The sequence below is a fragment of the Nocardioides sp. WS12 genome (genome assembly GCF_014108865.1).
Classification (GTDB): domain Bacteria; phylum Actinomycetota; class Actinomycetes; order Propionibacteriales; family Nocardioidaceae; genus Nocardioides.
The window spans coordinates 3259393-3274083 of sequence record NZ_CP053928.1 but is presented as its reverse complement, the minus strand read 5'-3'; the positions used below and the strand labels follow the sequence as shown (position 1 = coordinate 3274083).

The window sequence follows — 14691 nt, the reverse complement described above, 5'->3', positions numbered from 1 at the left end:
TGGGACCGCCCTGAACTGTTTCCAGCACCGGAGGTCTGCCATGCGCGTTCTCGTCGTCGATGACGAGCAACGGCTCGCGCGTTCCCTCAAGCTGGGGTTGGAGGCGGAGGGCTTCGCCGTCGATGTCGCCCATGACGGCACCGACGGGCTCTGGATGGCCCGCGAGAACGAGTACGACGCGATCGTGCTCGACCTGATGCTGCCCGGGATCAACGGCTACAAGGTCTGCGAGACCCTACGCGCCGAGAAGAACTGGACGCCGATCCTGATGCTGACGGCCAAGGACGGCGAGTGGGACCAGGTCGAGGGACTCGACACCGGTGCCGATGACTACCTCACCAAGCCGTTCTCGTTCCCGGTACTGGTGGCGCGCCTGCGTGCGGTGGCCCGGCGCGGTGCGCGGGAGCGGCCGACCGAACTCGCTGTCGGTGACCTCCGGGTCGACCCCGCTGCTCGGCGCGTCTGGCGCGGCGAGACCGAGGTCGAGCTGACGGCCCGCGAGTTCTCGTTGCTGGCCTTCCTCGCCCGCCATCAGGGTGACGTCGTGTCGAAGCGGCAGATCCTCGAGGCTGTGTGGGACGTCGACTTCGAGGGGGATCCCAATATCGTCGAGGTCTACGTCCGCCACCTGCGCAACAAGATCGACCGCCCCTTCGAGCGCGACGCGATCCAGACCATCCGCGGAGCCGGCTACCGCCTGGCGAGCGACGGTGGCTGACGTGTTCTGGCGCCGGGCCTCGGTGCGGATGCGTACGACGGCAGCAGCCGTGCTCGTCGTGGCGGTCGTGCTGCTCCTGGGCGGCATGGCGCTCGTCGCGCTGGTCCGCGGGTCATTGCGCGACGGCGTCGAGACGACAGCCGACCAGCGGGTGTCGGAGTTGGTGGACCAGATCGAGTTCGGTGGACTGCCGGAGTCCGGGACCGCCGAGGTCGGCGACGGCGACGACGAACCGGACGACGATGACGAGGTCGAGCCCGACGAACTCGTGTGGCAGGTGCTCGGTGCCGACGGCGCTGTGGTGCGCAGTTCGCAGCCGCTCCTTCCTGCCCTGCCACGGGAAGACGGCGACGCCGTGGACCTGCCCGAGGGAGACCACCGCTACCTGGTGGTGAGCGAGAAGGCAGACCTCTCCGGCACCGAGTACGACGTCGTGGTGGCCGTGTCACTGGAGGACGTCGACGAATCGACCGCTGCGCTCATCGGCCCGCTCGCGATCGGGCTCCCGCTGCTGCTCCTGCTGCTGGGCGGGACAACCTGGATCGTGGTCACGCGCGCGTTGGCTCCAGTCGAGCGGATCCGGCGGGAGGTCGAGCAGATCACCGGTGACCGGCTGGACCGGCGCGTCCCCGAACCGCCTGCACAGGACGAGATCCACCGTCTCGCGCAGACGATGAACCAGATGCTCGGTCGTCTGGAGGACTCCCGCACGAAGCAACAGCAGTTCGTGGCGGATGCGTCCCACGAGCTGCGTTCTCCTCTCGCGAGCATCCGGCAGACGGCCGAGGTGGCCAGGACGCATCCCGGTGCGCTGCCCGAAGGTGAGCTCGCGGACGCCGTACTCGAGGAGGGCGCGCGGATGCAGCGCCTCGTCGAGCAGCTCCTGTTGCTGACCCGTGCGGACGAGGGCGCCCCACGGCGCTCCCAGGAGGTCGATCTCGATGACCTGGCACTGTCTGAGGCGCGCCGGATCCGTCGGACGGGACTGGCCGTCGACACCTCGGCCATCGGCGCAGGACGGGTGCGCGGCGACCAGGTGGCCCTGGCCCAGGTGGTCCGCAACCTCGTCGACAACGCGGCGCGGCACGCCGACGCAGCGATCGCCATCGCCGTGCGCGAGGTGGACGGCGGAGTCGAGCTCGTCGTCGAGGATGACGGCATCGGCATCCCCGAGGCAGACCGCCAGCGGGTGTTCGAACGCTTCGTGCGGCTCGACGAGGCGCGTGCTCGCGACGCTGGAGGCAGTGGCCTCGGTCTGGCGATCGTCAGCGAGATCGTGGCGACCCACGGCGGAACCGTGCAGGTGGCGACGTCGCCCCTCGGCGGGGCCTGCTTCGGGGTGCGCCTTCCGGCCGAATCCGCTTCCTGAACGGGCTTTCAGGCACGTTCAGGCTGGCTTCAGCGAGGTCGGGAGAGGCTGGGTTCATCCAGTCAGGACCCCGAGAAAACAGCCCGAAAGGCACCCTCATGAAGACCAGCACCCTCCGCCGCAAGCGCATCGTCCTCCCCGCCATCGCCGCCATCGCGGTCCTGGCCGTGGGCGGAACGATCTGGACCGCCACCGCTGACAACGACGTCAAGGGCGACGAGCGCAACCGGGTCGCCAGCGCGGCCACCAGCGCCGTCGGCGGCGGCGAGGCTGTCGACGTCGAGACCAGCGACGACCTCGGCGAGGCCTACGAGGTCGAGGTCCGTCGCGCCGATGGCAGCGAGATCGACGTGACGCTCGACGAGAACCTCAAGGTTGTCGGCAAGGACGTCGATGACGTTGACGACGACCGTGATGACCGCGCCGGCGACCGCGACAACGACGTCGACGCGGATGACGTCAATGACACCCCGGACGCTGACGACCGCGTTCTCAGCGCCACCGAGCGGGCGTCCGCCGAGAAGGCTGCCCTCGCTGCGGTCGGTGGCGGAACGGTCCGTGACGTCGAGGCGAGCGACGACCGCGGTGCGGCCTACGACGTCGAGGTGCTCGACAAGAACAACGTCGAATGGGACGTCGACCTGGACGTCAACTTCAAGGTGCTGAACAAGATCGCCGACAACTGATCCATGTCCACCACGCATGGGGGCAGCCGGTAGGGCAGGCTGCCCCTTATGCATTTCGTCGGAGTCGACCTCGCGTGGGGCGACCGCAAGCCCACCGGCCTGGCCGTCCTTGATGCGGACGGCCAGTTGGTGTCGGTGGCCACGGTGACCAGTGACGACGAGATCGTCGAGGCGCTGTCGTCGTACGTCGACGGGGACTGCCTCGTCGCCATCGACGCGCCGCTGATCGTGGTCAACAAGACCGGCAACCGCCCCGCGGAGGCCGAACTGAACAAGGACTTCGCCCGCTTCGATGCCGGTGCGCACCCCTCGAACACCGGCAAACCGGAGTTCAGCAGTCAGCCGCGAGGAGCGCGCATCGCGGGCCGTCTAGGCCTCGACATGAACCCCCGGTCGGGTCGCGCGCGTCGTGCGATCGAGGTCTATCCGCATCCAGCGACCGTCGCGTTGTTCCGCCTGGGCCGGACGCTCAAGTACAAGAACAAGCCCGGCCGCGACTTCGAGCAGCTCCGGGCGGAGCTGCTCGTGCTGGTCGGTCTGGTCGAGGGACTCGTCGCTGCCGAGCCGCCCATGACCGTCTCGAATGCCGCCTGGGCCGCTCTGCGGCAGGAGGTCGAGACGGCTGAGCGCAAGAGTGAGTTGCGGGTCGTCGAGGACCAGGTCGACGCGGTCATCTGCGCCTACGTCGCGCTGTACGCCACGCGGCGGCCCGAGCAGACCGTCACCTATGGCGACTTCGAGACCGGCTACATCGTCACGCCCGCGCTCCCGGCGGACCTGGTGCCGGCCCCCAGGACCGCCACGGTGGTGGCGAGCGGAGCGGGCGCTGCGATCCGTGAGTACGCCGAGGTCCAGCCCCAGTTGCGTCAGGCGACCGACCAGTTCGTCCAGCTCGTCACGTCGATCCTCGACGAAGCGGGCATCAACTACCTGACCGTCACCGGCCGCGCGAAGTCCGTGTCCTCCTTCGCTGCGAAGGCGGCGCGGATGGCCGACGGCAAGCCGGTCTTCGATGATCCGTTGCGCCAGATCACCGACCAGATCGGCATCCGCGTCATCACCTACGTGCACAGCGACGTCCAGGCCGTGGCTGACCTCATGGAGGACCAGGTGGTCGTCCACGATGACCGCGACATGGGCCGTGAGACGGCCAGCGAAGGGCGCTGGGGCTACGCCAGCCGGCACCTGCTGGTCGGCCTCGACCCGGCGCGGGAGGGCCACGACGAGTTCGAGGTGCTGAGGGGGAGGCAGGCGCAGATCCAGGTGCGCACCGTCCTCCAGCACGCGTGGGCGGAGTTCGAGCACGACATCCGCTACAAGGGCACCATCCCCGACGAGTACGTCCCCGACCTCGACCGCCGGTTCACCCTGGCCGCCGGCCTGCTCGAGCTTGCCGACCGTGAGTTCTCCACGATCCGCGACCGACTGCAGTCCGGGATGACCGGACCGAGCGACGAACCAGAGGACGACGACCCACGGATCAGCCCGCGCGAACTGGCGGCCTTCCTGGCCGGGCAGTACTCCGACTCCGGCTGGTCACGTACCGACCACTACACGTGGATCTCCGCACTGGTGCTGGAGCTGGGCATCACCTCGCTCAATGAACTCGGCGAGACGCTGCGGTCCGTGGACGGTGAGGCGCTCAAGGAGCGGATGGACTACCGCTACCCGCCGGGCGCCGTACGGCGGCTCGATGACGCGCTGCTGTGGGTGTACGGCGACACGTACGTCGACCTGCGTGCCAACGCGGACCGGGTGCCGGCGCTGCGCGCCCGGCTGGTGAAGATGCGGCCCTCCTCGGCCTGATTCGAGGGTGGCCGCTCCTGCTCAGAACTCGATGGACCGGTTGTGCCGACGCCAGATCTCGTCTTCGTTGGGTGTCGGAACGTACGGAGCCCAGTGGGGCTGCGAGACCCAGGCGATCGCGGTCTCGACCATCGACTCGATCGAGTCGTAGTAGACATCAATGCCGTGGAAGAAGCAGATGACCGGGTGCTCGGCGAGCGGCGTGAGAGCTTGGGGGCCACAGGCCACGGCGAGGGTCGAGCCTTCGAAGGTGGCAAGGGGCACCACCGTGCGGACGTCGACCCCCTCGAACCAGCCATAGACCTCGACCAGGCTGTCCCGCTCCTCACGCACCCGCGAAAGCGGGAGAAGGCCCTCGTCGCGGAAGCGAAGGCGAGGGGCCGTTCCCCACTCGTCAGCCGTCCCGGCCCTCCATCGGTAGAGGTCGCGGTACGCCGCCGGCAGGGTCACGTCGAGGCTGGTCTCCAGCGCGTCGAGTTCGTCCGTCGTTGCTCCCGGAAGAAGGTTGCTGCGGACGTCGTACCCGTGGTGCCCGAAGGCATCGGCCAGGGCATCGAGGCGTGCAGCCAGTTCTGCAGCTTCAGCCATGGAGCCAGTCTGGCTCAGGCGCCGAGCTCGCGCACCTCGGTCCGCAGCCGGCCCATGGTCTGGTCGAGGGACGAGGCGGTGTCGGCGGCCTTGTGCAGTTCGTCGAGCAGCGACGCGGGGACGATGCCGTCGTACTTGTAGTAGATCGAGTGCTCGACGCTGGCCCAGAAGTCCATCGCGATGGTGCGGATCTGCAGTTCGACCGGCACGTGCTCGGTGCGGTCGGACAGGAACACCGGCACCCGGATGATCAGGTGCAGGCTGCGGTACCCGTTGGGCTTGGGGGAGCGGATGTAGTCCTCGACCTCGAGCACCGTGACGTCCGGCTGACCGGTGAGCATGTCGCTGATCCAGTAGACGTCCGAGACGAACGGGCAGACGACCCGGATCCCGGCGATGTCGCGGATCTTGACCTCGATGTCCTCGAGGGTTGGCTCGCAGTCGATCCTGGCGACCTTCGCGAACAGGCTCTCCACGGACTTGAGCCGCGTGCGCACGTGCTCGATGGGGCTGTGGTCGTGCGACTGCTCGAACTCCTCCCGAAGGATCGAGATCTTCGTCGTCACCTCGTCCAGCGCGAACTGGTAGCGCATCCGGAACCGCGCCATCCCGACCTGGAGGTCGCGCAACTGGGCAGCGAGGTCATCGGTCTGTGCATCGGTGGCTTCGTTGCCGAGCAGTCCGACGAAGAGTTCGCGGAGCAGGTCGGACCCGGTGCGTGCGGGCGGCAGCAGGGGTACGGCGTCGGTCGGGGTGGTCTCGATGGCGCTCACGTGACGGTCCTCCTGGAAGGTCAGCGTCCAGCATCCCTGATCACCCAAGCCGTCAGCGGCCGGGCCAACGGAATGGGACATGCTCCGGCTTGCGGGCTCGCACCACGACCAGCCACCACCCGCCGGAGTCTGTCCGGGCGACGTACTCCTTGCCATGGAGGCGCACGGAGACCTCTCCGTTGGGCTGCCCACGCCCAACGGACCAGGCACGGCCACCCCGAAGGGCGTTCACCCAACCGCTGTTGGACCACTCGCCTTGCTCCGGGAGACCGCAGTCGTCGTCGGAGGTGACCTCGGCCCAGTCGCCCTTGTGCCACTCGAGGATCGTGAGGCAGACCTCGCGGTAATCGCTGTTGAGGTCGTCGAACTGGGCGGCGAAGTCGCCCCGCGAGAACACGTGGCGGACGACGCCGTAGGCAGGGACGTAGGAGGTCCACAGGCTCGCCAGGCGGGGATCGGTCACGCGCTCATCCTGTCGCAGGATCGCAGTGAGCGCCGAAGGATTGTCAGGCGTCGATGGGGCGCTCGTTGTACGCCTCGACCCGCTCCTGGCCGGTGAGGGCGTGGATCGCGTCCATGATCTCGTCGGTGACCTGGCGGCGCGCCCGGCCCGCCGGTACGCCGTCGAATCGGCCCTTGAAGTCGAGCGGCTTGCCGAAGCGGACCGTCACCTTCGCGCGCTTCGGCAGGGCACCATCCACCGGCTGCAGGTTCTCGGTGCCGATCAAACCGACGGGCACCACCGGGACACCCGCCGTCAGGGCGAGCTGTGCGATGCCGGTGCGGCCGCGGTAGAGCTTGCCGTCGCGCGAACGGGTGCCCTCCGGATAGATCCCGAATGCCTCGCCTCGGCCGAGCACCTCAAGAGCGATGTCGAGGGACTTGAGGGCAGCCTGGGTGTCGCTGCGGTCGACGGGCACCATCCCGAGGCCCTCGAACCAGATCTTGCTCGCCCGGCCCTTGATCCCCGCCCCGGTGAAGTACTCCGCCTTCGCCAGGAACACCACCTTGCGGGGCGCCACGATCGGGATCACCACGCTGTCCGCGAAGCTGAGGTGGTTGCTCGCGATGAGAACCGGTCCCGACATCGGGACGTGCTCGATGCCCTCGATCGTCGGCCGCCAGACCGCGCGCGCGACGGGAGGGACGATGGTGTGGAGAACCTCGTAGAGCACGGGTCCAGAGTAGAAGGCCTGCCGGACGTCGTACGACCGGCGCCGAGGGGTGGGCTCGGTAAGTGGTGGTGGTCACCTGTGCATCGGGGACTGGCATGATCCACGCGTGACCGAGGCACCCGCGCAAGGCTGGAGCACGTGGCGCACGATCGTGGCCTTCGGGTTCGTCAGCCTGCTGGCCGACATGGTCTACGAGGGGATGCGGTCCATCTCGGGCCCGTTCCTCGGCACGCTCGGCGCCTCGGCACTGGTCGTGGGCATCGTCACCGGTGCCGGCGAAGCCATGGCGCTGCTGCTGCGCCTCGGGACCGGACCGTGGGCGGACCGAAGCGGCCGCCACTGGCGCCTGACGGTCGTCGGGTACGCCCTCACCGCCGTGTGCGTGCCCCTGCTCGCCATCGCTCCGGCATTGGGTACGGCGGGCGTGGCCGTGGCAGCGGCGCTGATCCTGTGCGAACGGGCCGGCAAGGCGATCCGGAGTCCCTCGAAGTCCGCTCTCCTGGCCAGGGTCGCCTCGAGCGGCAACATGGGTAAGGCCTTCGGCGTCCACAAGGCGCTCGACCAGGTGGGCGCTTTCGCCGGCCCGTTGGTCGTCGCCGGTGTCGCTGCGGCGACCGGAGTGCTCTGGCCGGGCTTCGCGGTGCTGGCCATCCCCGGCGCGCTCTCACTTCTGGTGCTCGCGCAACTGGCCCGACGGGTGCCAACGCTCACGGTGTCCGAGGAACCGCCCGTCGACGCTGCCGAGAACTCGCACCGGTCCGGCCTCGCTGGTGCACTGGGGATCGACCTACCGCCACGCTTCCACCTGTTCGCGTGCGCTTCCGCCCTGGCGACCGCCGGCCTGATGACCTTCGGCGTCATCTCATACCGGTTCGTCGAAGAAGGCCTGGTGCCGCTCGCCGCCGCGCCACTGGTCTACGCGCTCGCCATGTTGACTGCAGCCGTCGCGGCCCTCGGCACAGGTTTCCTGTTCGACCGCTGGGGCGCCCGTGTCCTGTACGTCGTCCCGTTGCTGGTCGCCGTCGTACCGGCTCTCGCGTTCGCCGACCGCCTCGCCCTCGTCCTCGGTGGCGTGGCGCTGTGGGGTGTGGCGACCGGTGTTCTCGACTCGACGGTCAAGGCGCAGGTCGCGGCCGTCGTACCGTCCCATCGCCGCGCGACCGGCTATGGCGTGTTCGCGGCCGTGCAGGGGATCGGTGCCCTGGCCGGTGGCGTCGTGGCAGGTGCCCTCGTCACCCGTCATCTGGACGCACTGGTGGTGATCGTCGCTGGGGCACAGGTCGTGGCGATGGTGCTGTTCGCCCGAAGTCGACTCAGCGGGCTCTCGACCTGAACGACAGGACTCGTCAGGCGAGACCGTCGAAGAGGTCAGTGAGCGTGGGTGCGTCGGGCTCGATCTCGGGCCAGGCAACGGCGTACCACTCGCGCCCGACCCGCCGCTCCCACTGCTTGGTGTTGGTCGGGTCGTCGGACATCACGTGCAACTGGCTCCTGTGCTCGCGGAGGCCGGCCACGATCTGGCTGGCGTGCTGGCGGCAATTCACGGTGATCCGGATCTGCTCGTCCGGAACGCCGCGCATGTGGAAGGTCTGCGTCGGGTCGAAGGTGTACAGCCCGAGCTCGGCACGCTGGCGGTTCCAGCGCTCGAACACCGACTGCGGAACGGCCCCGTGCGCCAGGCGCTGGAAGCCGGAGCGGTCCTCGGAACGCAGGCGTGCGAAGGCCTCGTCTGTCGCTGCGCCGATCGCAATGTGGTCGGGGTGGCCGAAGATCCCGTCCGGTCCGAACGTCACGACGACAGCGGGATCCTCCTCGTCGAGGATTCGCGCGACCGCACCGACGACGTCCTCGAACGGAACGTCCGCGAGTGCGCCATCGGGCAGGCCCAGCCACTCGTGGCGGTCCGGCACCCGGCCGTGCGCCCGCCACGCGGCTTCGTCCTCGGCTCGGCGGACGGCGCCCAGCGTCTCGCGGGTGGCCGGGAACCCGTCGCGGATCTCGCCCTGCTCGCCGTACGTCGCGTGGATCAGGACGAACCTGAAGTCCGGGTCATCGGCGTGCAGCGCGACGCTGCCGGCGACGCCGTAAGCGTCGTCATCGGGATGGGCGAAGACGCAGGCAAGGGTCCGGTTGCGAGCCATGGCCCCAAGTTAGCCACCTGCGTCCCGCGGTACGCCGCACAATGGGTGCGTGATCAACGTGTCCCGCCTTGGACTGCGTGCTGCCGACGGGTTCGAGTTCACTTGCTCGGCCTGCGGAGCCGTCGCAGCGACCCTTTCCACGCAGGGCGCAGGGCACCCGGTCTACGACGGCCCGTCGTACCGGCTGGTGTTCCTTGGCGAGAACACCGGCATCGCGCCCGCTGGTCTCGTCGAGCTCGTCTCCGGACGGGATCAGATCGATCCGCTAGACGTCGCCCGGCTGACCGGAGACCTCGGTGCGTTCTGCTGCACTGTGTGCGAACTCAACTACTGCGCGAAGTGCTGGTCGACGTGGATCGACTTCGACGAAGGGTTCTACGACTGCACGCGCGGACGGTGCCCGAGCGGGCACGAGCAACTGCTGGACGACTGACCCGCCGACTCGTCAGTCGCGCGCGGTGAGCACCAACGGGTCGCCGTCGGTGATCGCGACCGTGTGCTCGGTGTGAGCGCCCCGCGAACCGTCAGCCGACCGGATGGTCCAGCCGTCGGGGTCGAAGGTGATCTCGTCGGTCGTGTGCAGGAACCACGGCTCGATCGCGATGACCAGGCCGGGACGCAGCTTGAGACCGCGGCCGGGGCGGCCGTCATTGGAGATGTGCGGCTCGCCGTGCATGGTCCGGCCGACGCCGTGGCCGCCGAACTGCAGGTTCACCTTGAGGCCCTCGGCGTGCGCGACGCTGCCGATGGCGAACGAGATGTCGCCGAGCTTGTTGCCCGCGCGGGCGGCGTCGATGCCGGCGTCCAGCGCGCGCTGCGTGACGTCGATGAGCCACTGGTCCTTCTCGTTCGGGGTACCGACGATCACGGACAGGGCCGAGTCGGCCACCCAGCCGTCAACGGAGGCGGCGAAGTCGACGGAGAGCAGGTCACCGTCCTGGAGGACGTAGTCGAACGGCAGGCCGTGCAGGACGGCGTCGTTGACCGAGGTGCAGAGCACCTTGCCGAACGGGCTCGCGCCGAAGGACGGGTGGTAGTCGATGTAGCAGGACTCCGCACCGGCGTCCTTGATCATCTTGTGAGCCAGGGCATCGAGCTCGAGCAGGTTCACACCCACGGCGGCCTTCTCGGAGAGGGCCTTGATCACCGAGGCGACGAAACGCCCGGCGGGACGCATCTGCTCGATCTGGGCGGGGGTGCGGAGCTCAATCACGAAACGAGCCTAACGGGGGAGTGCCGTGACCCTCGACTTCGCGTGGCCTGTGCGGCACGCGGTCAGGCGCCGTCGTCGGTCAGCGTCGTGGTCGGCAGCCAGTCGGCGCCGAGGAGTTGGGCGAGGTCGGCGAGACCGGTGGTGTCGCTTCCCACCGTGTCGGAGGCCGCGGCGATCCGCTCCACCATCACCTTGCCGACCTGCTCCTCGACGGTGTCCTCGGCGTACGCGATGTGCCACGGCGAGACCTGGTGGTCGCGGTGGGTGCGCCCCGTCACCTGCCGTCCGGCGATGCCCGAGAAGCGGGCCTGGTGGAAGACGCCGACCCGGGGATCGGTGCTCGCCTGGCTGCCGTCGGCGAGGGTTTCGCCGGCATGGAGGCTGATCGATGCGACGGTGGTGAAGACGCAGACCTTCGCCTGTCCGGTCTGGAATCGGAGCCGCTCGGCCTCGACGTCGAACCGGTCGCGGCCGTAGATCGAGGCGACCTCGATGCCGGAGTCACGCAGTCGGTCGGCGATCGGGTCGGCGGCCGTCCCGACGAACTCGACCGAGCACGCCACCTGCCGTTCGGCCTCGACCTGCTGGGCGATCCAGGCAACCGTCGAGTCGACCCGGATCAGCCCGGCCTTCTGCCGGAAGCGCATCAGCGCGGCCCGGCCCTTCGCGACATTGCGGCCGCTCCGCGCGATGTCCATCTCCCGGCAGAACTCTCCCCATTGGGCTTCGTACGCCGACCGCTCCGCCGGCGTGAGCGCCACCGGCATGCCGGAGATCGGCACCGGGCCCCACGGCGCGGCGCGGTGCAGCATCGCCGGAGGACGCTCCTCGTCGAGCCAGCCGCGCACCAGCTTGAGATCCGCAGCGCGTCGCGCAGGATCGGTGGTCCAGGTCGCGCCGTAGCGTCCCCGCTCGACCCCCACTCCGTGGCGCTCGAGCGCGGTCGCGAACGCAGCCCCGGGCTGCGTCGCCGAGGTCCACTCCCTCATCGGCTCGCCGAGCACCTGTGCATAGGCCGGAGCCAGGTACGGCAGTTCAAGCGGCGTGTGTCCGGGCGTCGCGGTCGTCGCGATGACGAACGGCGCCTTGTCGTGCGCCTTCCCGTGTCCCGAGATTCGCGCCCAGAGCTTCCACCGCTTCGTCGTCGTACGTCGCAGTGCGTGGGCCTCGTCCGCGATGATCACGTCCCACGTGTGGTCCTTGACCTTCTCCAGCCGGTCCCACGTGATCACGACCCATTCGAGTCCGCCGTGACCCAGCGCCGTGATCGTGCGGCACCAGTGGCCGATGGTGATCGCGGCAGGCCGGTCGGCGACGACGAGCACACGTCGCGCACCACGGAGGTCGCCCACTGCCGTCGCTCCGAGCACCGCGGCGATCGTCTTGCCCACGCCGGGTTCGTCAGCGAGCAGGAACTGCCGTCCGCCCGCTGCGGCGCGCGCCGCGATCGCATCGGCCGCTTCGAACTGGATCCTCCGGGGCTCGAGGGCATCGGTCGGCTCCGGGCTGGGCGTCGGAGTCTCCGGATTGAGGGTGTTCTCGATGAACCGGCCGAGCGTGTACGGCCCGGGAGAGTACGGCGCGAGGTGCGCGGGCAGGGCGCGGCCGACGTACAGGTGGGTCTTGACGGTCGGGTGCCAGGTGGCACCGTCGACCTGTGTCCCGTAGGGGACGTCGAGCACCCACACACGCTCGCCCGGACCGGCAGCCGGCAAGGGCTGCGGCGACTTCCGCGCCGCAGCACGGCGCGGTGACGCGCTGCGTCGACGAACGCTGGAGCGACGAGAACTGGCCACCCCCGGACGCTATCGGGGCCGGAGCCACGATCAGGGCCGCCTCGCCCACCGGCCTGGAGCGGACGCGAGGATTTGAACCTCGACCCCTTTCCTGGAAGGAAAGCGTGCTGCAACTACACCACGTCCGCGAAGCCGGCCCCCGTCGGGGCTGACACGTTCCCAGTATGGGGCCGTGGTGGTCGCGGCCCCGTCACGGGGTCAGTTGGTCGGCTTCTCCGACCCGACGACCCACATCGCGAAGAACTGCGAGCCGCCGCCGTAGGCGTGGCCGAGCGCTCGTCGTACGCCGTCGACCTGGTGCTCGCCGGCCGCGCCGCGGACCTGCAGGGCAGCCTCGCCGAAGCGGAGCATGCCGGACGCGCCGATCGGGTTCGAGGACAGCACGCCGCCGGAGCAGTTGACCGGGATCTTGCCGGTCATGGCCGTCTCGCCGGACTCGGTCAGCTTCCAGCCGCCGCCCTCGGCAGCGAAGCCGAGGTTCTCCAGCCACATCGGCTCGAACCAGGAGAACGGCACGTAGATCTCGGCCATGTCGATCTCGTCGATCGGGCTCGTGATGCCGGCCTGCTTCCAGAGCGCGGCCGCAGCGTCACGTCCGGCCTGCGGGTTGACCTGGTCGCGCTCGGCGGCCGTGGTGGCCTCCGACCGCATCACCGTGCCGTGGATCCAGGCCGGGTTCGGCGACGACTTGGCGGTGTCTTCGTCGACGATGACCAGTGCACAGGCGCCGTCGCTCGACGGGCAGGTCTCGTCGTACCGGATCGGGTCCCAGAGCATCTGCGACGCGAGCACGGTCTCGACCGTGGTGCCCTCGTTGTGCAGGTGGGCGTACGGGTTCTTGAGCGCGTTGTTGCGGTCCTTGGCAGCGACGATCGCGCCGATGTGCGACGGAGCGCCCGAGCGACGGATGTAGGACCGCACGTGCGGCGCGAAGTAGCCGCCGGCACCCGCGTGGACGGGCATGTTGAACGGGAGCGGGACGGACAGCGCCCACATCGCGTTGGACTCGGACTGCTTCTCGTAGGCGACGGTCAGCACGCGCTTGTGGACGCCGGCCTGGACCAGCGACGACGCGACGATGGCGGTCGAGCCGCCGACCGAGCCGGCCGTGTGGACGCGCAGGAGCGGTTTGCCGGCCGCGCCGAGCGCCTCGGCGAGGAACAGTTCGGGCATCATCACGCCCTCGAACAGGTCCGGCGCCTTGCCGACGACGATCGCGTCGATGTCGTCGAGCGTCAGGTTGGCGTCGAGGAGCGCACGGTCGATGGCCTCACGGCACAGGCCGGCCATGGAGACGTCCTCGCGCTTCGCGCGGTGGTGCGTCTGCCCGACGCCGATGATCGCTGCAGGCTGCTTGCCCATCAGAGGTTTCCTTCCAGGGTGCAGACGAGGTTCTGCTGCAGGGCGGGGCCGCTGGTGGCGTGGGCAAGGGACTTGTCGGCGTCGCCGGACCAGATCCTCTTCGCGGCCTCGCCGACGCGGATGCCACCTCCGGAGAACATCGGGTTGCTCGCCAGCGCGCCGCCGGACGGGTTGATGACGACGTCGTCGCCGAGCCCGAGCTCCTTGCGCAGGATGAGCTCCTGGTGGCTGAACGGTGCGTGCAGCTCGGCCACCTCGACGCCGCTGAGGTCGAGCGCGGCACCGGCCCGCTGGGCAGACGGCGACCGCGTGAGGTCGCGGACGCCCATGCCCATCGGGTCGACATTGTGGGCGATGCCGGTGAGCCAGGCGGGACGGTCGCGGACCTCGCGGGCCCTGTCGCCGGCGGCGAGCACCAGAGCCGCCACCCCGTCGGTGACGGGGGAGCAGTCGTGCTTGCGCAACGGGTCGGCGTACATCGGGCGAGCGAGGAGCTCGTCGACCGATGAGCCGCCCTTGCGGATGGCGTACTCATTCTTCTCGGCGTCGGTGAGCGACCGATTCGCGACCTCGGCCATGGCCCGCTCGTCCCAGACGCCGGCGTCGATACCGGCGCGGGCCTGGAGGCCGGCGAGGGACACGGTGTCGGGCCACAGGGGTGTCATCGTGTACGGCTCGAGCTGGAGCGCGAGAGTGCGGCGCAGGACTCCCGCCGAGCTCTTGCCGAAAGCGTAGACGAGGGCGGTGTCGACCTCGCCCGTCTGGATCTTGATCCACGCCTCGTACATGGCCCAGGCGAGGTCCATCTCCACGTGCGACTCGTTGACCGGCGGGATGACGCCGATGGCGTCCACCGCCTGGACGAACGAGAACGAACGACCGGCGAGGTAGTCCGAGGAGCCGGAGCACCAGAATCCGACGTCCCTGCGGGTCCAGCCGGTCTGCTCGTAGAGCTCCTTGAACACGGGAACGAGGAGCTCGACACAGGTCGGGGACCCGTCGAACTCGGGCATCTGTCGCTGGGCGAACCCGACGACGGCGACGTCACGCATCTGTCTTGTCTC

Annotated in this window: 15 protein-coding genes and 1 tRNA gene; 6 read left to right on the top strand and 10 right to left on the bottom strand. The window is 69.3% G+C overall.

What is annotated here, in order from left to right; genetic code table 11:
* Positions 1-40: 40 nt before the first annotated feature.
* From HRC28_RS15955 to HRC28_RS15940, 4 genes are all read left to right on the top strand, one after another.
* Complete coding sequence (locus HRC28_RS15955) at positions 41-718, top strand: response regulator transcription factor (RefSeq protein WP_182376453.1); 678 nt, start codon at positions 41-43, stop codon at positions 716-718.
* Positions 711-2087: an ATP-binding protein gene (locus HRC28_RS15950; protein ID WP_202033094.1), complete on the top strand. Its 1377-nt coding sequence runs from the start codon at positions 711-713 to the stop codon at positions 2085-2087. The genes HRC28_RS15955 and HRC28_RS15950 overlap by 8 nt, the downstream gene beginning before the upstream one ends.
* A gap of 98 nt (positions 2088-2185) precedes the next feature.
* Positions 2186-2773, top strand: a complete 588-nt coding sequence (locus tag HRC28_RS15945; protein ID WP_182376452.1) for a PepSY domain-containing protein — start codon at positions 2186-2188, stop codon at positions 2771-2773.
* 48 nt (positions 2774-2821) lie between these two features.
* Complete coding sequence (locus HRC28_RS15940) at positions 2822-4579, top strand: DUF429 domain-containing protein (RefSeq protein ID WP_182376451.1); 1758 nt, start codon at positions 2822-2824, stop codon at positions 4577-4579.
* Between the two features lie 21 nt (positions 4580-4600).
* On the opposite strand, the gene HRC28_RS15935 is transcribed toward HRC28_RS15940, so the two are convergent.
* The 4 genes from HRC28_RS15935 to HRC28_RS15920 are packed head-to-tail and all read right to left on the bottom strand — an operon-like array spanning position 4601 to position 7115.
* Positions 4601-5167, bottom strand: a complete 567-nt coding sequence (locus tag HRC28_RS15935) for an SMI1/KNR4 family protein (RefSeq protein WP_182376450.1) — start codon at positions 5165-5167, stop codon at positions 4601-4603.
* 14 nt (positions 5168-5181) lie between these two features.
* Entirely contained in the window at positions 5182-5940 is a 759-nt protein-coding gene (locus HRC28_RS15930) for a GTP pyrophosphokinase family protein (RefSeq protein ID WP_237111519.1), read from the bottom strand.
* 52 nt (positions 5941-5992) lie between these two features.
* Positions 5993-6403 (bottom strand): hypothetical protein, encoded by a 411-nt coding sequence (locus HRC28_RS15925; RefSeq protein ID WP_182376448.1) that lies wholly within the window; start codon positions 6401-6403, stop codon positions 5993-5995.
* A gap of 43 nt (positions 6404-6446) precedes the next feature.
* Positions 6447-7115, bottom strand: a complete 669-nt coding sequence (locus HRC28_RS15920) for a lysophospholipid acyltransferase family protein (RefSeq protein ID WP_182376447.1) — start codon at positions 7113-7115, stop codon at positions 6447-6449.
* A 106-nt stretch (positions 7116-7221) separates the two neighbouring features.
* On the opposite strand from HRC28_RS15920, the gene HRC28_RS15915 reads away from it, so the two are divergent.
* Positions 7222-8448, top strand: coding sequence for an MFS transporter (locus tag HRC28_RS15915; RefSeq protein WP_237111518.1), 1227 nt, complete (start codon positions 7222-7224; stop codon positions 8446-8448).
* A 13-nt stretch (positions 8449-8461) separates the two neighbouring features.
* Here the strand turns inward: HRC28_RS15915 and HRC28_RS15910 are convergent, their stop codons facing one another.
* On the bottom strand, positions 8462-9256 hold the full coding sequence (locus HRC28_RS15910) for a PIG-L family deacetylase (RefSeq protein ID WP_182376446.1): 795 nt from the start codon (positions 9254-9256) through the stop codon (positions 8462-8464).
* Positions 9257-9305: 49 nt separating this feature from the next.
* Between HRC28_RS15910 and HRC28_RS15905 the strand changes: the two genes are divergently transcribed.
* Positions 9306-9689: a hypothetical protein gene (locus HRC28_RS15905; RefSeq protein WP_182376445.1), complete on the top strand. Its 384-nt coding sequence runs from the start codon at positions 9306-9308 to the stop codon at positions 9687-9689.
* Between the two features lie 12 nt (positions 9690-9701).
* Here HRC28_RS15905 and map read toward each other — a convergent pair whose 3' ends face one another.
* From map to HRC28_RS15880, 5 genes are all read right to left on the bottom strand, one after another.
* Positions 9702-10469, bottom strand: coding sequence for a type I methionyl aminopeptidase (gene map, locus HRC28_RS15900; protein WP_182376444.1), 768 nt, complete (start codon positions 10467-10469; stop codon positions 9702-9704).
* Positions 10470-10531: 62 nt separating this feature from the next.
* Entirely contained in the window at positions 10532-12265 is a 1734-nt protein-coding gene (locus HRC28_RS15895; protein WP_182376443.1) for a helicase, read from the bottom strand.
* A 54-nt stretch (positions 12266-12319) separates the two neighbouring features.
* Positions 12320-12393: transfer RNA gene (locus tag HRC28_RS15890), tRNA-Gly, on the bottom strand.
* A gap of 70 nt (positions 12394-12463) precedes the next feature.
* Positions 12464-13627 (bottom strand): thiolase domain-containing protein, encoded by a 1164-nt coding sequence (locus HRC28_RS15885; protein WP_182376442.1) that lies wholly within the window; start codon positions 13625-13627, stop codon positions 12464-12466.
* Positions 13627-14679, bottom strand: coding sequence for a thiolase domain-containing protein (locus HRC28_RS15880; protein WP_182376441.1), 1053 nt, complete (start codon positions 14677-14679; stop codon positions 13627-13629). The genes HRC28_RS15885 and HRC28_RS15880 overlap by 1 nt, the downstream gene beginning before the upstream one ends.
* Positions 14680-14691 lie beyond the last annotated feature (12 nt).